Below are 20,336 nucleotides of genomic sequence, written 5' to 3'. Positions count from 1 at the left end.
AAGGAAGGTTTTTTTTCATGAATATGCGATTTTATGGTGAAAGTTTTAAAAGAATCGGGAACAGGAAGACAGGGAGGGGTGTGCTTATGGAGCGGGAAGAAAAGAAGAGTAAGAGTTGGTGGAAGCGTTTGACACAGCAAAAAGAGGTGAAGCCTGATCGAGAAATCGACATCTCGTTACCTGAATTACGTCATGCGATTCACGAGTATGAACAGACCTTGCCAAAAGGCGTAAATCGTACCGTCTTACTAGATGACACACAGGAGATTGACACCAAACGATTGAAGCATCATTTATCCGGAATCCCGAAACAGCGTTTCTATATGTCGAAAGAGACGTTTCATATCGTTCCGGAAGAAGAGCGTGATGTCATCTATGAGATGGACCAAGTACAGCGTGCCCTAGACCTGTATATGGATCAAGAGAAAAAATTGCCATTGCGGAAATTTGAAAATGCACTACAGCTAGATTTGACACGTCTTCGAGAGGGAGGTTACTTAAAGACACTTCCAAAAAGACCTTATTATGTGGTGGATGAGACGTTAATTGTCTCGCTTGAACCGAAGGAAACGTCTTCTTGACAAGACACCTATCTATTTTTCAGTAAATGACACATTTATGGACAGTTGGGGTTGAGACTTGTTTAAAAAGTATGTTAGGGTGGAAAACGTATATGAAAATAGAAAATTAAATAGGAGTGATTTTATGGAACGGAAAAGCCGTGTGACGCCTGTGTTCGTCATTTCTGTAATCATAACTGGCTTATTCACAATCTGGGGATTATTTCCCGAAAGCATTTTAGGAAATGCTAGTCTATTAAATGTAACCAGCACGTTACAAGGCTGGCTCTCAAACGGGATGGGCTGGTTCTACCTGTTAAGTGCGACCGGCTTCTTACTTGTCGCTATCTTTTTAATCTTTTCTCGCTATGGATCGATTCGTCTCGGGAAAGATACGGACCGACCTGAATTCAGTTACTTGTCATGGTTCGCCATGTTATTCAGTGCCGGAATGGGGATTGGACTCATCTTCTGGGGAGCAGCAGAGCCGCTGCTTCATTTCCATTCACCACCGTTCTCTTCTTTGACGCCTGAAGGGGACGCACGTACTGCGATGCGTTATGCCTTCTTCCACTGGGGCTTCCACCCATGGGCAATTTATGCGATGATCGCACTCGCAATCGCATACTCAACGTTTAGAAAAGGTCGCCCTGCAACGATTGGGGAGACAATCGGTTCGCTCGTCCATAACCGCTACGAACAACCTGTGAAACAAACGGTCGATATTCTTGCGGTCATTGCGACGGCATTCGGGGTAGCGACTTCACTCGGTTTTGGTGCTCAACAGATTGCCGGTGGCCTTCATTATCTCATCCCTGGGGTACCGAACGCCTTCGTGACACAGTTGATCATCATCGCCGTCGTAACGGTACTTTACATGATCAGTGCTTCAACGGGTCTTGATAAAGGGATTCGAATTTTAAGTAACACGAACATTTTCTTGGCAATCGTCTTACTTGTCGCGACCATGTTCGCTGGACCGACTGCGTTCATCTTCGACTTGTTCACTCAAACAGTAGGGACATACTTGCAGCAACTTCCTGGTATGAGTTTCCGTACGGCCGCATTCGAGCCGGTTGAACGTGAGTGGATCAATGGCTGGACGATCTTCTATTGGGCTTGGTGGATCTCGTGGTCACCATTCGTCGGAACGTTCATCGCACGCGTATCAAAAGGCCGCACGATTCGTGAATTTATTATCGGGATCTTACTCGTCCCAACATCGTTCGGACTCTTATGGTTCTCCGTATTCGGTGGCTCAGCTATCTGGGCTGACTTGTTCGGTGGATACGACTTGATTGGACAAGTGAACGAAATCGGTACAGAAGTCGGGCTGTTCGCGTTATTCGATACGTTTGGTGGTTTTGGGACAGTACTCAGTATTGTCGCAATCTTCCTCATCTCGACATTCTTTATCACGTCTGCCGACTCAGCGACATATGTACTCGGTATGCTCACTTCAAACGGGAAGCTTGTCCCGCCGATGGGCATTAAAATGACATGGGGTGTGATCCAATCATCTATTGCTGCCGTGCTTCTATTTGCTGGTGGATTGGATGCCCTGCAAGCTGTAGCGATTCTCGCAGCTTTCCCATTCATCTTCGTTCTCGTCTTTATGATTGTCGCCTTGTTCAAAGACTTGGCCGATGAACCTGACGAGCGAGATAAGTGGCTCGAAGCACAGAAGAAAGATGAAGACAAATTAGGATAATTTAGAGGGGTCTCGTATGAGACCCTTTTTTCGGTTAAAAATATTTTGCTTGTCCTCTTAGCTAGTGTAGGATAGTAAGTGAAGAAACGAGGAGGATAGGCTATGAAACAACAGATAAAAAAACGGTTGAGCTGGGTCATTTTGGCCGGCATCCTCATTGTCGGGGCATTACTCGCTTATAATTTTTACGTACTCATGAATCTGAATGGTGAAGAGGGAGAACAGGTTGAACCGTTCTACTCAAATGTCGTGATTGGGTATCAAGAGCGTAAACTTCCGAAAGAAGGGGAAACACTCGAAGAACGAGAGTACCTTGTCACGTATGATGAAAACGGACATTTTGTCTCAGAAGTCGTCATGGGACCAAACGTGGGTGCAAAAGCAGAGTGGGACGGAGAAACGTATTTGGAGTTTAATCCGGACGGAGAAGAGGTTCTTCGACAAGAGACCAATTCCGGAGCAGTCGCACCGCATCCATTCCTATCCCGCGCCACGAATGAACAGATTCGTAAATGGCTAGACGATGGCACGCTCGGGTCAAGTGAGGGCGAGACAGATTTAGTCGGTCGAACCGCACAAGCTTACGTGAAGTCTGAAGCGGCTGAAACGGTTCCTGAAGAATGGGTTCAAAACTATCCATCTATTTTTAGTGCAGAAGATAATAAAGAGACAGTCACATACTATGTCGATGCGAACGAACGGATTTTGCTTGCGGCAGAATCGCGGAATAACGGAAAGTTGTTCCATTCGATTCGAATGACATCTTTTGAATCAAGATAATCCGATGGGGAGCAGACAACATGTCGGCTCCCTTGTCGTCTGAAAGGGAGAACAGAATGAAACAAATTCAAGTTGAACAAGTTCAAACGGATTTGACGAACTGGGAAGCTGGAGAAAAGATCAATGAGGCGGCGCTTTTATCTTATGCGCACTGGTCACGTGCGACTGGGCATGAAAAAGAATTGATTCGTTCATTGACATTGCTCGCTACACATCGACTCGAGCAGAAAGAGTCGATGGACCCGTTATTGAACCGCTGGGTGAAAGAATTAGAGTCGATGAATGCGTTACCGCCTGAATTACGTCTGTTTCAATTGAACGAGCAATTGCGTCGTTCAAAACAAGCGCTTCAAATCGATTGGCCGACACTTCGCGAAGCAGATTACGCCTCAATGAAGGTACAAATTTTGACGGAATATGAGTCAAAAACATCTGCACTACTTGACCAACTCGACCGACTTCACGATGAAGTGGAGGCGGCCAAGTCTGATTTGCGGGACTCAGAATGGCGGGGGCAACTCGAGAAGATATTCGAGGCAATCATCGAGGCGATGCAGGAAGTTGCATCGTTAGAGGATGATACGGCATCTTTACTCGCATCGATGCAAGGGAACTACTTCAGTCGAGAAGCGTTTCGTCGCTTCGGTGAACGCGTTGTGCTCGTCAAAGAGCGACTCGATGCAATCTGTCAGTTGCTGCCGGAACGTAAAACGGAGACACGTTCGAGCGCCATCGAATCACTTGAGGAAATGATTGGTCTAGATGACATCAAAGACCGTGTGAAAGCATGGTATCGCTTCCTGCTCTTCCAGAAAGAACGAGAAAAAGCAGGGTTTTCATCGAAGCATCAACCTTCCCTTCATCTCGTTTTTACGGGTAATCCAGGTACCGGGAAAACGACGCTTGCTCGACTCATGGCAGAGATTTATTTTGAACTCGGCCTGCTCAGTCGACCGGACCTCGTCGAAGCGGATCGCTCAAGCCTAGTCGGCGCATATGTCGGACAAACGGAAGAACAAGTGATGAATAAAGTCAAAGAAGCAGAAGGTGGCGTCCTGTTCATCGATGAGGCATATGCACTAAAACGTCAAGATGCAAGCGGAAGTGACTATGGGCAAGCTGCAATCGACACGCTCGTCGCAGCGATGACGAGCGGCGAATATGCCGGGAAGTTTGTCGTCATCCTGGCTGGTTATCCAGAAGAAATGCGTCATTTCCTACTTGCGAACCCTGGTTTACGCTCACGATTCCCAGAATCGAATCATTACGAGTTGCCAAACTATCGGGATGAGGAATTAGTCGCTATCGGTGAAAAAGTGGCACAGGAAAATAATTATGTGTTGACGGAGGAAGCAAAACGGTCACTTCTGACACGGATCGACCGTGAACGTGTCGATTCGACGTTCGGGAATGCGCGAACGGTTCATAACATCTTACTCGATGCAATGTTTAAAAAAGGATCTCGTTTCGGTGCAGATGCCCCTCTAGACGAGATGGCGCTTTTGACCGAAGAAGACTTTGATCAACCCGAAGAAGATGCGAGTCCAACATCGTTGGACGACCTTGTCGGTATGGAAGATGCCAAAGTACAATTGGCAGAGATTGAAGCACTCGTGAACATCCAAAAGAGACGAAAAGCGCTAGGTCTGAAGACGGCACCCATCCAACTTCATATGACACTCACGGGGAATAGTGGAACGGGTAAGACCACTTTTGCATATCTGTATGCTCAAATGTTGAAGCGTACAGGCTATTTGAAGCGTGGACATGTCAACGTTGTCAGTCGAGCAGATTTGGTCAGTGGCTATGTGGGACAGACCGCACAAAAAACGAAGGCGGCGATTCGTGATGCACTCGGTGGCGTATTACTCATTGACGAGGCATACAGCCTGAATGGAGGAGCGAATGATTACGGTCGAGAGGCAATCGATACACTTGTCGATGAAATGCCGAAACATGGCGAAAACCTTGTTGTCGTCCTTGCGGGGTATGAAGGTCCGATGAGACGGTTGATTGAATCGAATCCTGGACTAAGCAGTCGCATGAAACGTACGATTCATTTTGAAGATTATTCGCAAGAACAGCTAGTCGAGATTGCTGTGAACTATGCGAACCAATTTGGATACGAGCTGGACGAACAAGCAATCGAAGCGTTATCGATTCGATTAAGTGAAATCAATAACGCGAATGCACGGACTGCCTTGTCTGTCATCGATGAGTCAATCGCTCGTCAATCGTATCGACTCATGTCGGAGGAAGAAAACGAGACATCTCTCCAACAATTATTAGTAGTAGATATTAAGAGTAAGCTATAATACACTAGTAGTAGGAAAGAAGGATGATTCAATGCATACGATTCAAATCCCAGTTAGATATCAAGAAACGGACATGATGGGAATCGTCTATCATGCCAACTATTTAGTTTATCTAGAGATTGCTCGCACCGAACTGTTACGTCAGCTCGGCGTCGAATACAAAGACATGGAAGAAGCAGGATTCGTTTCGCCGGTGACGAACGTATCGATGGATTACAAGCGAAGCGTAACGTTTGGCGATACGGTTCATGTGCGCGTATGGGTCGACCAATACTCAAAGATCAGAACGATTTATGGGTATGAGTTGACGAACCAAGATGGTGAGCTCGTAGGAACAGCCAAGACGACTCATGTTGTGGTCAAACGAGGAGATTTCAAACCGATTCGTCTCGATCGAGAGTTCCCAAAATGGCATGACATGTACATGAAAGTCATGAATCCTGTCTAAGAATCTTCTGTCTTCGTACCGTCAGTATGGTATCATATCTTGACGGTACTTTTTGTTATCTAGAAAGGGGAAAATCGCATGCGTTATCCATCAGTCTTGATGGTTTGCGGCGCCTTGACGTTCATGTTAGCCGGTTGTAATACAGACGGGCAAGCTGAACCGAAAGAACCAACGACACAGTCATCGACAGTAAATCAACCACAAACAGAACCAAATGAATCGGAATCCCTTCAAGAGAACAGTTCGACTGTTGATGAAGGAATAGATGAAGACATGCCACCTGTGCACCAAAGGCCGCAATTTGCTGAATCCCGTAATCATACAAGTACGTCAGGGTCCGCTGTAGACATTGAAATCGATGGGATGGCCAATCTAGAACTAGATACGTTAATTTTTGTGAACAAAGAGATTGCCCTTCCAATAGACTATGAACCGTCAGATCTTGTTCGGGCAAACATAGATTTCGTTGATTCTGCAACTGGGGAAAGACAATTGTTGAGAGGGGAAGCAGCGCGTGCCATTGAAGGGTTGATGTTAGGCGCAAAAGTAGATGGAATTGATTTAAAAGGTACAAGTGCTTATCGCTCTTATGCCTACCAAGTCAATCTTTTCAATGCATATGTAGAACGGGATGGGAAAGAAAAAGCGATGAAATACTCCGCTCCACCTGGACACTCTGAACATCAGACGGGTCTTGCAATCGACGTCTCGAGCGCTTCTGTCAATTATCAGCTCACACAAAGCCTTGGTGAAACGGTTGAAGGGAAATGGCTAGCAGAACATGCTCACGAGTATGGTTTTATCATTCGCTATCAAAAAGCGTTTGAAGATGAGACCGGCTATATGTATGAACCGTGGCACTTACGTTATATCGGAGTTCAACACGCCAAGCGAGTGTTTGAATCGAATCAACCATTCGATCGTTATATAAAGGAATATATGAAGTAAGGGGAATTGCGATGCCATTTATGACAGAAATCATCATTATCATTTTAAGCTATTTACTTGGTGCGATTCCGTTTGCGCTCATCATCGGCAAGCTCGGTTATCGAGTAGATGTTCGCGAACATGGGAGCGGCAACTTAGGTACAACGAACACTTTTCGTGTTCTCGGCAAAAAAGCGGGGATTCTTGTTTTACTCGGTGACATGGGGAAAGGACTAGTCGCAGCTTTGTTACCACTCTTATTCGGAAGTGAGATGAGTCTGCTTCTTGCCGGGATTCCTGCAGTCATTGGACATTCTTATCCGATCTTTGCGAAATTTAAAGGTGGAAAATCGGTCGCGACGAGCGGCGGGGTACTTTTAGCGGCATTTCCGTGGTTCTTCTTTGTCGTCGTCGGCACGTTTATTGTGACTCTTCTCATTTCACGTATGGTATCCCTCTCTTCTATGGCTGCCGCTGTAGTAGGTCTCGTGACGGCAACGACTTACAGTATATTGACGAAGGACTGGTTACCTCTGATTGTCATCGTTCCATTGGCCCTGTTTATCATCATTAAACATCGTACCAACTGGCAACGAATACGAGCCGGGAAAGAACCGAAAGTCCCGCTTTTTCAAAACAAGCATAAATCTTAATATCTTTCAGGTGCGTCCGATCAAGACGTACCTTTTTTGTGCATTGTTGTTGATTTACATAAAAAAGAAGCAAAATCATGTTGGATTTGCTCGTTCTTTACTTTCAATTTACGTTAAATTTACATGCGTTCGTTACACTAGAAAAGGAAAGATTTTAGTGGAGGAGGCAGGGACGTGTCTTTAATCGGTGAAGAACGTAAACAGAAAATTGTCGAGTGGATCGAACGAGAAGGTAAAGTGAAGACGAGCGAATTGATTGAGCGATTGAATGTATCAGGGGAATCGATTCGACGTTATTTAGAAGAACTAGAGAAAGAACATCGAATCAAGCGTGTTTATGGGGGGGCGGTTCTTCATCAGAGCATGTCTTTTCAGCCGATTGTCATTGCCAACATGGATGGGATTCGCCGTATCGCGTATACGGCATTTCAATTGATTCCGGACGATACGTTACTCTATATCGGTCATGGGGTTTCAGCCGAACAAGTGGCGTCTCGTATACGAGGACGAAATGTGACGGTGGTCACTCCATCTCTAACGGTCGCCAAAGCGTTGTTTGAACAACGGGCGAAAGGTGTGCTCGGTGGCGAAATCCAGTTGTTAGGTGGTACAATCGATCCGAAACATCTCGTGACGACAGGCGAACAAGTTCTCGCACAACTCCAAACCTATATGTTTGACCTTGCCATCTTATCAGTTGAGGGGGTCGATTCAACTCTTGGTTTGACGTGCGATGCTTTCGGACTCGCTAGTATCACACAATCGGTGATGTCCCAAAGTCGCGAGACATTCTTATTAACCGACCATACCCAGTTGAACCAACAAAAAAGATATCGGGTGTGCGACTTTTCAAAGGTGACGGCAATTATCTCAGATTTTCCGGAACCACAAGAATTTAAAGGCGTCTTAGCCGAACATGGTGTGGACTGGAAGTTCGCGCCGTAAAAGGAGCGATTGTATGAAAGTAGAAGTGATTGTCACAACGTTATCTGAAGCAATCGAGGCGGAGCAACTCGGGGCAGATCGACTCGAGCTGATTGCAGATATGGAGAATGGCGGGATCACGCCAAGTTTCGGGACGATTCGGAATGTAATCGAGCACGTATCCATCCCGGTACATGTCATGATTCGACCTCATACACGTTCATTCCATTTCAACGAAGATGATGTGGAAACAATGCTTGCAGACATTGGTCTATGCCGTGAACTCGGGGTGAATGGAATCGTCTTTGGTGCATTGACAAAAGACGGGGCAATCGATGAGCGGATTTTAGGAGAAGTCATCAAACATAAAGGTGAGATGGCACTAACGTTCCATCGTGCCTTCGACGCGTCGCGTGATGTATATGAATCGCTGGATGTCTTAAATGATTTCCCAGAAATCGATATCTTATTGACATCTGGTGGTGCGAACACTGCATTAGAAGGTATCGAAACATTGATCCGACTGAACGAGCAAGCAGAGATGACTATATTGCCTGGAGCTGGCATCACGACAGAAACTTTGCCATCCTTACAGGAACGACTCAACGTCGACATGGTACACGTCGGGAATGGCGTACGAACAAACGGACAGTTGGATGGGGATAAATTTAAACAACTTCGTGGATGAGTCAAAGCGGAAAACAGTCGAAAGACTGTTTTTTTGCTATAATGAAAGAAAATAAAAAGTGTAGGTGAACTCATGCAATCTTCCGTTTACAAACAATATGCGCTTCGAATGCTCTCTGGAAAATGGGGTATATCATTACTCGTCGTTTTGACCGTCATGGTCATTCAGGCGATGATCACGACACGTCTAGACCTATCAACGAATGACCCTGAAGTTCTCATGACTTCTGTGGCACTATTGTATGGGGCGACAGTCCTTCTCGCTCCAATCGAGCTCGGGAAGAATTGGGTGTTTCTTCAGGTCGCTAAAGACGAGAAGCCTAAGTTCGGCTTATTGATTGAAGCGTTCGGCTCCCTGAAAGAGTATTCACGAGCGGTGATTTATTACGCGGTGTTTTATTTAGGACTGAACGTGTTGATGTTATTCCTAATTGTGCCTGGCGTCTGGTTTTACTTGACGTATCGCATCACACCGTTCATCATGCGGGAAGAACCAGATCTCTCGGCGTTCCAAGCTATGCGAAAGAGTCGTTTGATGATGAAAGGGCATAAACAGACTATGTTAAAGCTATTCGCAAGTTTTATCGGATGGTACGCGCTCGTCCTTCTTACTGGGGGACTCGCTTACATCTTTGTCACGCCTTACTTACAGACGGCGATTTCAGGTCTCTATCTAGAAATGAAGGCGTCATATCTCGCAAAACAACCGGTCGGATAATCCGACCGGTTGTTTACGTTCAATGCTGATCTGTCTTTTTCGGGTTAGGGGCGTCTTCAAAATCTTGTTTTTCTTGTTCAGACGCATCCGCATGCCACTTTTTCGCTTGTTCAGTGGCAATTGGTATCGCTTTCGTCTCAGAATAGCCTTGTGCGAGCAGTGCGTTCGCAATATCAATGGCTTTCTTTTTTACAAGTGGATCGAAGTTTTTCAGTGATTCAGGATAGTCTTTCATGTTCCATGGCACGAAAATCGCCTCCTTCACTCCTACTAATTCCACAAACGGCATGATTCAAACGTCTTGATGAAGGTAATACTCGATGAGCGCTTGTGTTCCGTTCTCCCCGTATCCATTTTCTTCGAGAATCGAATAGAGTCGATGAGCGAGTTCGAGTCCAGGTAATTTCACTTGAAGTTCGTTTGCACTCTCGATGGCGAGTGTCATATCCTTAATAAAATGTTTGATGAAGAAACCTGGAGCATAATCTTCAACAATCATCCGTGGAACCAAGTTTTCAAGCGTCCAGCTACCGGCTGCTCCTCCACGAATCGTACGGATGAGCGCTTCGGGGTCAAGTCCTGCTCGTTTACTGAACGCGAACATCTCCGCATTCCCCATCATCGTTCCGGCAATGGCGATTTGGTTGGCGAGTTTCGCATATTGTCCGCTCCCGGCATATCCCATCCGCTCAATGGACTGTCCCATTGCTTCGAATAAAGGTTTTGCCTTATTGAAGGCGAACTCTCCGCCACCGACCAAAATGGAAAGCGTCCCATTTTTTGCACCAATATCTCCACCGGTGACCGGTGCATCGAGCGGAAGAAGACTCCGTTCAATGGCCGTTTCGGCGATTCGTTCGGCGAGCTTCGGAGAAGAGGTTGTCATATCAATCAAGAGCGTACCTGGTTCTGCCGAGTCGAGGATATTTCCCTCCCCGAAATAAATTGACTCAACATCTGATGGATAACCGACGATGGTGATGACGGCATCAGCATCTTGACATACCTCTTGAATCGTTTCGCACCATACTACACCTTCCTCTAATAGCGAGGCAGCCTTCTCTTTCGTTCTCGTATAAGCTTTTACGTCAAAACCATGCTTCATCAAATTTCGTACCATGGATTGGCCCATGACCCCGAGACCGATAAACCCGATTGTTTTCATGTAGATTGTCCTCCTAGTAATTGTTGTGAGACGAGACGATGATAAAGAGCATTCTCGTTTAAAAGTTGTTCATGTTTCCCAATCCCGCTGATGCGTCCATCCTCTAACACGACGATTTGGTCGGCATGTCTGACGGTCGATAAGCGATGGGCAATTACGAGTGTGGTTCTCCCGACCATCAGGCGATCGAGCGCTTCCTGGACGACGCGTTCTGATTCTGAATCCAGACTCGACGTCGCTTCATCGAGGAGTAAAATTTGCGGATTACGTAACAATGCCCTGGCAATCGCAAGACGCTGTCGTTGTCCACCTGACAAGCGAATACCACGTTCTCCAATCTCCGTCTCGAGCTGATTCGGCATCACTTCGATAAATGACCATGCGTTTGCCATTTCACACGCCTCTTTGATTTCTGCATCACTTACTTCACGTTGAAGACCATAGACGATGTTTGTCCGAACAGAACCCGACAAGACGGGAGAGTCTTGAGCGACATAACCGACGATTTGACGCCATGTATCCCGGGCATATGTTTGAATATCGCGATTACCGTACCGGATTGATCCTTCCGTTGGTGTGTAAAATTGTTCGACGAGCGAAAAAAGTGTTGTTTTGCCGGCGCCGCTTCGACCGACGATGGCGGTCGTTGCGCCAGGTGAAACGTGAAGAGAGAGTCCTTGAAGAACGGGTTCCGTCCCATAATGAAAGGTCACATTCTCGAAAGAGAGGTCAGCCTGCTCGATGGATTCTTGATATGTGCTGTACGGTTCAGGACGGACATCTAATAATTCAGCGATTCGTTCAGTTGCGCCACGAGCTTTTTGTAGTCTCGTCAAAAATTCACTCATGGTGATCAGAGGAGTGATGATTTGGAATACATAGAGCATGAATGCGAGTAGTTCACCCGTCGATAAGGCCCCTGTCGAGACACGATACGCTCCAAATCCGAGTATGGCAATCAACATCCCCGTCAACGTGACGTTAAGGAGAGGGATGAGAATGGCTTGAATTCGTCCTTCTTTCACTCCATAATCGAACAACGTTTCGATTTTCACTTTCCCGGTCCGCACTTCCATTTGTTCTGTCGCCTGCGATTTGACGAGACGGATTTCACCGAGCAGTTCCGCAAAGAATCCGGACAGGTTACCGAGCTCCTGTTGCGTTTCTTTTGCAATCACTCGAAGCTTTCGGCCGAGTGGGATGACGATGACAAGCGTCGTCGGCACTGAAAACAAGATGACGAGTGTCATTTGCCAATCGAGCGTGAACAAGATGGCGACGGCACCGATGACCGAGACGAAAGAGGTCAACAAGCGGACACTTTGCTCGGACAACAGCTGTTGCAGCGTCGTTGTGTCATTGTTCAAGCGGGAGACGAGTTCTCCCGATTTGATCCCATCATAAAAAGGGATGGGCAGTTTGATGAGGTGGTCCCACAATGTCGTCCTAAGATTGGCGACAACACGTTGACCAACAATATGTAGCCAGTAAATCGATAACGCGCTCGTGATGACCTGGACGAGAAAGGCAAAGAGAAAATATGCAATCCATTCAGGCGTCAACAGGTCACTACTCCAACGGTCAACGACACGTTGCAGGATGAGTGGAATCGCTAGCGATGCGACGGCTTGAAGAAGCGAAATCAGAATAGCTCCAACAAACAATCCTTTAGGAGGGTTCGCGATTTTAAAAAGTTGGAAAAACGTTTTCCACGTTGATGAATTCATTTTGAACAAACCTCCTCTCTCTTTACTTTCGCTGTTTCAAAAACGGGTGTCAAGACGTCGAATCGAACGATTGAGTCATGCTAGAATAAGAAAGAGAGGTGATACGTGATGAAATGGATTCACACGGCCGATTGGCATCTAGGTAAGATTGTTCATGGTCGTCATATGACAGAAGATCAGCGAAATATTTTATTCCATTCGTTTTTACAAATCGTCGATGAGGAGAAGCCAGATGCAGTCATCATTGCAGGTGATTTGTATGACCGGGCCGTCCCACCCGTCGAGGCTGTCGATTTGCTCGATGAGATGTGGCGAGAGTTGGTGTTGAAGCGAGAAATCCCGGTCGTCGCTATCGCGGGAAATCATGACTCAGCGGAGCGTCTCGACTATAGTTCAAAATTGTTGAAACAAGTAGGATTACATATCGTTGGTAAATTAAACCCAGAAGCTGGTCCGCTTGAAGTGGCCGGGATTCCGTTTTACCCAATCCCGTTTCTTGAGCCGGCACGTGTACGGCACATATTAGGGAACGAAACGATTCGCACGCACCATGACGCATTAGAGGCTGTCATTGAAGCATATGGACCGATTGAGAAGAATGCGGTCTCAGTGGGCCATAGTTTTGTCGCAGGAGGACTTGAGACCGACTCGGAGCGCCAGTTATCGGTCGGTACCGCCGGACAGGTCGCGAAAGGGCTCTATGACCCGTTCTCATACACGGCTCTTGGACATCTACATAATCGTGATGCAATCCATTCAGAACGGATTGCATACAGTGGTTCTCTCATGAAATATTCTTTCTCTGAGGTCAATCATGAGAAATCGGTAGATATTTTGGAATGGGACGGACACTGGAAGCGTAGACGTCGAACGTTGACGCCAGAACGGGACATGAGACAGCTCGCAGGAACGTTGGATGAGTTACTCGCACCTTCGTTTTATCAACAACAACAAACCGATGATTATTTGAAAATCGTGTTGACCGATGACAAAGCACTTTTTGATCCGATGGCAAAGCTTCGGACCGTTTATCCGAATATTCTTCATCTTGAACTGGAGCTGTTACGACGCCAAGAACAGACGTCCACATTTGAACGGGAAACGCTAGAACGACAATCCGTCGAAGAGGTGTATCTACAGTTCTTTGAAGCTGTACACGACCGAACGGCCTCGGATGCCGTCAAACAAATGATTGAAGAAGGTGATGTCAGATGAGACCGGTCGAATTGAAGATTCAAGCATTCGGACCGTATGCGGAACGAGAAACGATTGACTTCACACAATTAGTTGGTCGCTCGATGTTTGTCGTGAGTGGTCGGACGGGTGCAGGGAAGACAACCATCTTTGATGCGATGACGTTCGCATTATACGGACGGGCCAGCGGGACGCTTCGCAATGCGAGTGATTTCAGAAGTCAATTCGCACAACCTGAGTTGAAGACGGAGGTCGACTTTTCGTTTACGATTCGCGGTGACCACTATCGAATCGTGAGACAACCTCAACAACCTCACCCGAAAAACAAGACACCAATCCCACATGAGGCCGTTCTTTATGAATGGGAGGATGGTTGGAAGCCGATCGCGACAAAAGTGAACGAGGTTCAAGAGGAAGTCGAGTCGATTTTACAACTTTCATATGAACAATTCAGTCAAATCTTGTTACTCCCTCAAAACCAATTTAGACAATTGCTCGATTCGAACTCAAATGAGAAACAACAAATCTTGCAATCTATTTTCAAGACGGAGGCGTATCGTGCTTTCCAGGAGAAGTGGGCAGAACGTCTCAGCACATACCGGAAACAAGTCGAATGGGCGGTCGAGCGAACCCGTCTCAAGTTACTAGAGCTCGAAGATGAAGCAATCGAAGAGGTTTCGACGAAATCGATTGATGTGATCCATCAGTGGCTAGACGAGCGCGAACAACGTTTGATCACAACTGTTGAGTCCGCAACAGAACAGAAACAGGATCATTCGAAGAAGCTCGAACAGGCGCGTACCGAATTAGAACAAGCGAAAGCGCTTGTCAGTTTATTTCAAGAACAGCAAGAAACCTTGCAAGCTCTTGATTTATTTTTAAAAGGCGAGACAGAACGAAACGAACGTCACGAGTTGTTGCAACGTTTAGAGGCAGCAGCGAACATTCGTCCAGTCTATGACCGATTATTAGAAATGAAGAAACATGTGCAACGACTGACGGTGGAGGAACAAGCATCTTCTAAAAAACTCGAACAATTACAACAAAAGCAATCTTCACTATCGGAGCAGCAATCTGCAATTGAAGAGAATAAACAAGAAATCTTATCCCTTCAAGAGCGACTTCGGTTAATTGATGAGATGTTACCGCGAATGAAAGAGCGCGCGGAATACGTGACATTACGTGAGCAACTGACGAAACGTGCGAAGGAATTAAATGCCTTTTCCAAAGAGGCTCGACTCCAAGAACTTCAAGTCCACGAACAACAATTAGTGAGAACGTTGTCGATTGAACCTGAAGAACGTGCAGTTGATGCGGAGCGATATGTCGACCGATTAATGTATTTGGTCAAGCTTGAGACAAAAGTGAATGAGTTATCAAATCAGCTCGTCACTTGTGAGCGGTCCGGAAAAGAAGTGCAGCGACTGCATGCCATCCAGCAAGAAATGATGACGAAATACAAACAACAAGAACAAATGAATGCGGCAAGACAACTGAGTGAAACCCTTCAAGAAGGTGAGCCTTGCCCAGTATGTGGTTCACGTCACCATGATGTTCCACAGTTCGAAGACTTGCTTGAATCTATGGAAAAAGAAGTGGAGGCGAAGGCACGTCTTGAGGAATTGACGACTCAATTGATTGAAGCGAGATCCGATTATCGTTCGCTCCATTCTCAGCTTGAAGAGGCACGACGAGAATTTAATGAGGTTTCGAAAGATATTCAGGTGGATGGATTATTATCAGAAGAAGTCAAGAAATGGCAAGCGCATATGGATCGTCTACAACGTGAAGAGCGAACGCGTCTCGAGAATGAACGAACGCTTCGTCAATTAACCAGTGAAATGAGACAACTTGAAGAAGAGCGACGTAACCAATTTGAAGAACGTCAACGTGTCCTCACAGAACTCGAAGCGATACAGCAAAAACTGAACGCGCTCGGTCAAACAGAGGAAACAACGTTAGAAGAGTTACAGACCGAGCGGACAAATCGACAACATCGTCTCGCCATACTTACGAAAAAAATTGAAGCGTTCGACCATGACTTTGAAATCGTCAAAAAGGAAACGTGGAAAGAAGAAGAGCGACTTACTCTATTGCGGCAACAGCTTTCTGATGCGATGGAGCAATACGATTCACAAAAGACGACCTGGAATAAGCAATTAGAAGTCGCACAGTTGAACAAAGAGCGGTACGAACAACTAGCTGATCGAATCGATCAGCGTGCGAATATCCGCGTGAACTTACAACGTGAAGAAGAGGAAGGTGTCCGGTTAAGACACCGCATCCAGATGATTGAGGGGAAATTAGGAAATGTAGCACAACCTGACCTTCAGTTAATTGAAACGAAGGTGAACGAAGCCCAGGAACTATACGAGCGAGCATCAGAACACCTCATCACCTCACAAGAAGCCTTGTCTAGACATCGGCAAATCGTTTCCGAGTGGAATACGCTTCGTAAGGACACAGCACGTGAAGAACAGAAGTTAGAAACCATCAAGTTGATTGCAGAAACCGGAAAAGGCATCAATCCGCAAAAAATGACGTTTGAAACATACGTACAAACGGCGTTCTTCGACCAGATTTTACATGCGGCGAACATTCATTTGGACCAGATGACAAGCGGTCAGTTTCGACTAGAGCGAAAAGTGGAGACGGCAAAAGGGAATGCTAAGTCCGGACTTGAACTTCTCGTATTCGATGCGTACACCGGTCAATCACGCCGTGTACAAAACCTTTCCGGAGGGGAAGGTTTTAAAGCGTCTCTCTCACTCGCGCTTGGTCTAGCAGAAGTGGTGCAACAGTTGAGCGGGGGTGTGAGTCTTGAAACGATGCTCATCGATGAAGGATTTGGGACGCTTGATGCCGAATCTTTAGACCAGGCAATCGAATTATTGATGTCGCTTCAGGCGACAGGTCGACTTGTCGGGGTCATCAGTCATGTTCAAGAATTGAAAGATCGCGTCGATGCCCGAATCGAAGTGAAAAAATCTAGAAGCGGGTCAACGATCCAGCTGATTGTGGAGTGATCGAAATGAAACAGATGGTGACGAAGTCAAGTCTCATCAATCATTTGAAAGAAGCAGGAATTCAACGAGGAGAGTCTTTGTTTGTTCATACCTCGCTTTCAAAACTCGGATGGGTATGTGGAGGTGCGCAGACTGTAATCGAGGCACTGCAAGAAGTGGTGGGGCCATCAGGACTTCTCATGATGGCGACCCAAACCGGAGACAATTCAGATCCGGCTGAATGGGAGGCACCGCCTGTTCCGGTTGAGTGGTGGCAGACGATTCGTGCCGAAATGCCGCCTTATGAAAAAGAAAAGACATCAACCCGTGGAATGGGGCGTGTCCCCGAACTGTTTCGGAACTATCCGAACGTTTATCGAAGTGCACATCCGATGTGGTCAGTCGCCGCATGGGGTGAAGAGGCAAAAACAATTGTGTCTGGTCACTCGATAGACGTCGGCTTCGGTCCAGGTTCACCAATCGAGCGAATGATTGAACGAAATGCACGTGTTCTACATCTCGGGTCGCCACTTGATGCAACGACACTCTGGCACTATGCGGAGTATGGGATTGATGGTCCTACAAAAATGTTCGGTTGTGCTGTAATCGAACAAGGCGAACGCGTGTGGCGAACGTTCGAACATACAGATGTAAATAGTGATCCATTTGGTGCAATCGGCGAAAATATCGTCAAACAGAAAGATGTCCATACGTTTACCATCAATGAGGCGACGTGCTATTTGATTCCAGCTAATACATGGGAGCCAGTGCAACATGCGCTCATCGCACTTCGAAGCTGGTTAAGATAATGAATGTAGAATCGAGGGGAAGAAATAGATGAATCGTTGGATGAAACTATTGAGTATTGTGACTCTAGTCATCTTACTGGTGGCCGGATTGGCAATCGGTGGGATCTCGGCACATATCGGTGACCAATTAACATCACCTGAGCGAGAGACGTTGACGTACACACCGAAGTCACTTGGATTGAAGTATGAGAACGTGACCATTCAATCAGAAGAAGGGCATGACTTGTATGGGTGGTGGATTCCCCATCCTACGCCACGTGCGACAATCGTATTTGCTCATGGGTATGGAAAGAACCGAGAACAGGAGGATCTCCCGTTAAAAGAGTTGATTCCCGAGTTTCATGAGCAAGGATATCAATTTTTAACGTTCGATTTTCGTGGTTCTGGGATTTCAGAAGGAGATCGGGTAACGGTCGGTGCGAAAGAACAATCAGACTTACAAGCTGCCATCCAATACGCAAAAGGTCGATCAGAGGGTCCGATCGTACTTTACGGAATTTCCATGGGAGCGGCGACGGCCCTCTCTACGGCAGATGATGTCGAGGTAGCCGCAGTCATCGCAGACAGTCCGTTCAGTGATTTACGGAACTACCTTGAGACAAATCTCCCCGTATGGAGTGATCTCCCGAACATTCCATTCACACCCGTCATCATGACAGTGACCCCATGGTTCACTGGACTGGATGCGGATGTTGTTTCACCGATTCAAGATATCAAATCAATCGAGGCACCGATTTTATTGATTCATAGTAAAGGAGACGACGCGATTCCTGTCTCAGAAAGTGAAAAGCTTGCGAGCGCGCAGGATGGTGTCGAACTATGGGTGACGGAAAACGATGGTCATGTCGGATCGTATCAATCATTCCAGACCGAATACCGTCAAAAGATTTTCGATTTTCTAGAACGATCATTGTGAGCAAAGGGGCGCAATTGGCGCCCCTTTTTGATATGATTGCAAACGAGAACAATGAAAGAAGGGTGCAAAATGGACTTATTACAACTATTACAGTTTCTCTTGCTCGGTACATTGATCGGGATATTGAGCGGCTTCTTCGGAATCGGTGGTGGCATCTTGCTCACGCCACTCCTCCTTGTTTTCGGTTATGAAGCAAGTGCGGCGATTGCACTTAGTCTCATGTTGACGCTCGGTTCGACGACGGCAGGGACAATCTCGCACATTCGTTTACGAAACGTGAACGTGTCACACGCGTTATGGATTGGTGTGTTCGGGATTGTCGGGACTTGGATTGCCACTCCGCTCGTCTTTTACTTAGAAGGGGTGGACGGCGCGACACTGATCATCTCACTCGTCTACATTGCGTTACTTACGTACTTTGCGATTTCATTCTTCCGGTCGAAACAGCATGTCGAAGGGAGTGTCGGGACAGCTTCTGTACCACGACTTGGGATCATCGGTGTCTTTGCAGGATTTATCTCTTCTTTGATGGGGGTAAGTGGTGGCTTTGTATTGACGCCGCTTCAAGTCAAGCTACTGAACACTGAAATGAAACGTGCAGTCGGAACGAGTATTTCAGCAGCTCTCCTCATCGTAATTTCAGGCGTAATCAGCTATGCCGTGGCAGGTGCTGAAACGAATTACTGGCATGGACTTGCATTAATCGCAGGTGCGATGATTGGATCTCCGTTCGGAGCCAAACAGTTACAGCGTTTCAGTTCACAACATGTCAAAAAAGCATTAGGTGGCTTCTATGTCACGGTCGCATTTAGTGTGGCGCTCAATTTAGTCGGATGGAATACAGCTTCACTTATACTTCTCGTCACACTAGCGCTTCTCTTTATCATCACGCTCATCATTCGACCACGCAAAAAATAAAACCCCGTCTTTGGACGGGGTTTTAACGTCTGGCGATATGGTCAATGTTTTCTTGAATCTCTCCAACTTTCGCTTTTGCTTCGCGGAGTCTGCGCTCAAATGCTTCTGTGTCACGTTTCTCATGAGACGACTTGTCAACTCCTTGACGTTGCCCTTTGTCAGAGCGTTGATAAAAGTGGGTCGCTTTTTGTAAGCGTTTTTTAAACGTCGAGTCGCTCATAGGGACACCCCCTTCCATACTTCATTTATTCCACATATGGAAACGGGCGAAACGTTCGAACGTTTAAGATGCTAAGGAACGACGAATTTGAACGTTCTGAGAAATTTTCACAGCTAAGATCGCAGCAAGTACGGCTTTGAGTGAATCTCCAAGAATAAACGGGATATTCACCTTGAGCGCATCAATGAACGACATACCGAGAACGATCTCGAGCCCGATGCTTCCAAGTAGGTATACAAGCCCCAAACCGAATAACAAGTTGTAGCCAATCAATGCTGGGATGGAGCGATGCCGCTCGCTGAACCAGCCAATGAAGAAAGCGGCGATTGGAAATCCAATTAAATATCCGACGGTTGGTCCAACGAAGGGAGCAAGACCTCCTTGACCACTCAGTACGGGAAGGCCAATCAAGCCGAGTAGGAGGTAGACGATGACTGCCAAAAATCCTTTTCGTGCACCGAATACGCCGGCGATTGTCATGATGGCAAGTGTTTGAAGGGTAATCGGAACGGGTCCGATCGGTATTTCGATGAAACCGACACTTGCGATAAGTGCTGCCCCGAAGGCAATTTGAGTCATATCTTGAATCTTCATATGTAAACCCCTTTTCAGTTAACGTTAACAATATAAAAGTTAACATGAGTTTATAGAGTTGGCAA

General features: G+C 46.5%; 20 protein-coding genes. 15 read left to right on the top strand and 5 right to left on the bottom strand.

From position 1 onward, the window contains the following. Positions 1-86 precede the first annotated feature (86 nt). From LCM29_RS04925 to LCM29_RS04880, 10 genes are all read left to right on the top strand, one after another. Positions 87-581, top strand: a complete 495-nt coding sequence (locus LCM29_RS04925) for a DUF3939 domain-containing protein (protein WP_224861288.1) — start codon at positions 87-89, stop codon at positions 579-581. A gap of 124 nt (positions 582-705) precedes the next feature. Next, the gene (locus LCM29_RS04920) at positions 706-2,271 is read left to right on the top strand and encodes a BCCT family transporter (protein WP_224861286.1); all 1,566 of its coding nucleotides are present in this window, start codon (positions 706-708) and stop codon (positions 2,269-2,271) included. Between the two features lie 102 nt (positions 2,272-2,373). Then, on the top strand, positions 2,374-3,051 hold the full coding sequence (locus LCM29_RS04915; protein WP_224861284.1) for a hypothetical protein: 678 nt from the start codon (positions 2,374-2,376) through the stop codon (positions 3,049-3,051). A gap of 56 nt (positions 3,052-3,107) precedes the next feature. Beyond that, positions 3,108-5,366 (top strand): AAA family ATPase, encoded by a 2,259-nt coding sequence (locus LCM29_RS04910; protein ID WP_224861282.1) that lies wholly within the window; start codon positions 3,108-3,110, stop codon positions 5,364-5,366. Positions 5,367-5,397: 31 nt separating this feature from the next. Continuing rightward, entirely contained in the window at positions 5,398-5,814 is a 417-nt protein-coding gene (locus tag LCM29_RS04905) for an acyl-CoA thioesterase (protein ID WP_224861280.1), read from the top strand. 78 nt (positions 5,815-5,892) lie between these two features. After that, positions 5,893-6,762, top strand: coding sequence for a D-alanyl-D-alanine carboxypeptidase family protein (locus LCM29_RS04900; RefSeq protein ID WP_224861278.1), 870 nt, complete (start codon positions 5,893-5,895; stop codon positions 6,760-6,762). Positions 6,763-6,773: 11 nt separating this feature from the next. Next, complete coding sequence (gene plsY / locus LCM29_RS04895) at positions 6,774-7,394, top strand: glycerol-3-phosphate 1-O-acyltransferase PlsY (protein WP_412093969.1); 621 nt, start codon at positions 6,774-6,776, stop codon at positions 7,392-7,394. A 174-nt stretch (positions 7,395-7,568) separates the two neighbouring features. Continuing rightward, positions 7,569-8,339, top strand: coding sequence for a DeoR/GlpR family DNA-binding transcription regulator (locus LCM29_RS04890; protein ID WP_224861276.1), 771 nt, complete (start codon positions 7,569-7,571; stop codon positions 8,337-8,339). Between the two features lie 13 nt (positions 8,340-8,352). Further along, positions 8,353-9,006, top strand: coding sequence for a copper homeostasis protein CutC (locus tag LCM29_RS04885; protein ID WP_224861274.1), 654 nt, complete (start codon positions 8,353-8,355; stop codon positions 9,004-9,006). A gap of 72 nt (positions 9,007-9,078) precedes the next feature. After that, positions 9,079-9,723, top strand: a complete 645-nt coding sequence (locus tag LCM29_RS04880; protein WP_214782620.1) for a DUF975 family protein — start codon at positions 9,079-9,081, stop codon at positions 9,721-9,723. Positions 9,724-9,742: 19 nt separating this feature from the next. Here the strand turns inward: LCM29_RS04880 and LCM29_RS04875 are convergent, their stop codons facing one another. From LCM29_RS04875 to LCM29_RS04865, 3 genes are read right to left on the bottom strand one after another with little or no spacing between them, the layout of a single operon-like run. Continuing rightward, positions 9,743-9,970: a hypothetical protein gene (locus LCM29_RS04875; protein WP_074033180.1), complete on the bottom strand. Its 228-nt coding sequence runs from the start codon at positions 9,968-9,970 to the stop codon at positions 9,743-9,745. 45 nt (positions 9,971-10,015) lie between these two features. Continuing rightward, positions 10,016-10,888, bottom strand: a complete 873-nt coding sequence (locus LCM29_RS04870) for an NAD(P)-dependent oxidoreductase (RefSeq protein ID WP_214749909.1) — start codon at positions 10,886-10,888, stop codon at positions 10,016-10,018. Then, a complete protein-coding gene (locus tag LCM29_RS04865; protein ID WP_224861272.1) occupies positions 10,885-12,615 on the bottom strand; it encodes an ABC transporter ATP-binding protein in 1,731 nt (576 codons plus the stop codon). Before LCM29_RS04865 ends, LCM29_RS04870 begins: the two co-directional genes overlap by 4 nt. 108 nt (positions 12,616-12,723) lie before the next feature. Here LCM29_RS04865 and LCM29_RS04860 point away from each other — a divergent pair, with 108 nt between their 5' ends. From LCM29_RS04860 to LCM29_RS04840, 5 genes are all read left to right on the top strand, one after another. Beyond that, positions 12,724-13,830, top strand: coding sequence for an exonuclease SbcCD subunit D (locus LCM29_RS04860; RefSeq protein WP_224861270.1), 1,107 nt, complete (start codon positions 12,724-12,726; stop codon positions 13,828-13,830). Continuing rightward, positions 13,827-16,835, top strand: a complete 3,009-nt coding sequence (locus LCM29_RS04855) for an AAA family ATPase (protein WP_224861268.1) — start codon at positions 13,827-13,829, stop codon at positions 16,833-16,835. Before LCM29_RS04860 ends, LCM29_RS04855 begins: the two co-directional genes overlap by 4 nt. Positions 16,836-16,840: 5 nt before the next feature. Beyond that, complete coding sequence (locus LCM29_RS04850; protein ID WP_224861266.1) at positions 16,841-17,623, top strand: aminoglycoside N(3)-acetyltransferase; 783 nt, start codon at positions 16,841-16,843, stop codon at positions 17,621-17,623. 28 nt (positions 17,624-17,651) lie between these two features. Beyond that, positions 17,652-18,539 carry an alpha/beta hydrolase gene (locus tag LCM29_RS04845; protein ID WP_224861264.1) on the top strand — a complete coding sequence of 296 codons (888 nt, stop codon included), beginning with the start codon at positions 17,652-17,654 and terminating at the stop codon, positions 18,537-18,539. Positions 18,540-18,608: 69 nt separating this feature from the next. Further along, the gene (locus LCM29_RS04840; RefSeq protein WP_214782636.1) at positions 18,609-19,457 is read left to right on the top strand and encodes a sulfite exporter TauE/SafE family protein; all 849 of its coding nucleotides are present in this window, start codon (positions 18,609-18,611) and stop codon (positions 19,455-19,457) included. A gap of 22 nt (positions 19,458-19,479) precedes the next feature. On the opposite strand, the gene LCM29_RS04835 is transcribed toward LCM29_RS04840, so the two are convergent. After that, the gene (locus LCM29_RS04835; protein WP_214692645.1) at positions 19,480-19,677 is read right to left on the bottom strand and encodes a hypothetical protein; all 198 of its coding nucleotides are present in this window, start codon (positions 19,675-19,677) and stop codon (positions 19,480-19,482) included. Between the two features lie 63 nt (positions 19,678-19,740). Continuing rightward, positions 19,741-20,271: a biotin transporter BioY gene (locus LCM29_RS04830; RefSeq protein ID WP_214692643.1), complete on the bottom strand. Its 531-nt coding sequence runs from the start codon at positions 20,269-20,271 to the stop codon at positions 19,741-19,743. Between the last annotated feature and the right edge of the window lie 65 nt (positions 20,272-20,336).

It is taken from the genome of Exiguobacterium aestuarii, assembly GCF_020171655.1.
GTDB lineage: Bacteria > Bacillota > Bacilli > Exiguobacteriales > Exiguobacteriaceae > Exiguobacterium > Exiguobacterium aestuarii_A.
The sequence above is the reverse complement of the archived record's forward strand: the minus strand, read 5'-3'. Positions and strand labels throughout refer to the sequence as shown.

Excerpts from the sequence above, each read along its gene's own strand:
- LCM29_RS04865 (WP_224861272.1), bottom strand. The coding sequence starts at position 12,615 with ATGAATTCATCAACGTGGAAAACGTTTTTCCAACTTTTTAAAATCGCG.
- LCM29_RS04925 (WP_224861288.1), top strand. The coding sequence starts at position 87 with ATGGAGCGGGAAGAAAAGAAGAGTAAGAGTTGGTGGAAGCGTTTGACA.
- LCM29_RS04915 (WP_224861284.1), top strand. The coding sequence starts at position 2,374 with ATGAAACAACAGATAAAAAAACGGTTGAGCTGGGTCATTTTGGCCGGC.
- LCM29_RS04870 (WP_214749909.1), bottom strand. The coding sequence starts at position 10,888 with ATGAAAACAATCGGGTTTATCGGTCTCGGGGTCATGGGCCAATCCATG.
- LCM29_RS04885 (WP_224861274.1), top strand. The coding sequence starts at position 8,353 with ATGAAAGTAGAAGTGATTGTCACAACGTTATCTGAAGCAATCGAGGCG.
- LCM29_RS04900 (WP_224861278.1), top strand. The coding sequence starts at position 5,893 with ATGCGTTATCCATCAGTCTTGATGGTTTGCGGCGCCTTGACGTTCATG.
- LCM29_RS04905 (WP_224861280.1), top strand. The coding sequence starts at position 5,398 with ATGCATACGATTCAAATCCCAGTTAGATATCAAGAAACGGACATGATG.
- LCM29_RS04860 (WP_224861270.1), top strand. The coding sequence starts at position 12,724 with ATGAAATGGATTCACACGGCCGATTGGCATCTAGGTAAGATTGTTCAT.
- LCM29_RS04835 (WP_214692645.1), bottom strand. The coding sequence starts at position 19,677 with ATGAGCGACTCGACGTTTAAAAAACGCTTACAAAAAGCGACCCACTTT.
- LCM29_RS04840 (WP_214782636.1), top strand. The coding sequence starts at position 18,609 with ATGGACTTATTACAACTATTACAGTTTCTCTTGCTCGGTACATTGATC.
- LCM29_RS04850 (WP_224861266.1), top strand. The coding sequence starts at position 16,841 with ATGAAACAGATGGTGACGAAGTCAAGTCTCATCAATCATTTGAAAGAA.
- LCM29_RS04880 (WP_214782620.1), top strand. The coding sequence starts at position 9,079 with ATGCAATCTTCCGTTTACAAACAATATGCGCTTCGAATGCTCTCTGGA.
- LCM29_RS04855 (WP_224861268.1), top strand. The coding sequence starts at position 13,827 with ATGAGACCGGTCGAATTGAAGATTCAAGCATTCGGACCGTATGCGGAA.
- LCM29_RS04845 (WP_224861264.1), top strand. The coding sequence starts at position 17,652 with ATGAATCGTTGGATGAAACTATTGAGTATTGTGACTCTAGTCATCTTA.
- LCM29_RS04920 (WP_224861286.1), top strand. The coding sequence starts at position 706 with ATGGAACGGAAAAGCCGTGTGACGCCTGTGTTCGTCATTTCTGTAATC.
- plsY (WP_412093969.1), top strand. The coding sequence starts at position 6,774 with ATGCCATTTATGACAGAAATCATCATTATCATTTTAAGCTATTTACTT.
- LCM29_RS04910 (WP_224861282.1), top strand. The coding sequence starts at position 3,108 with ATGAAACAAATTCAAGTTGAACAAGTTCAAACGGATTTGACGAACTGG.
- LCM29_RS04830 (WP_214692643.1), bottom strand. The coding sequence starts at position 20,271 with ATGAAGATTCAAGATATGACTCAAATTGCCTTCGGGGCAGCACTTATC.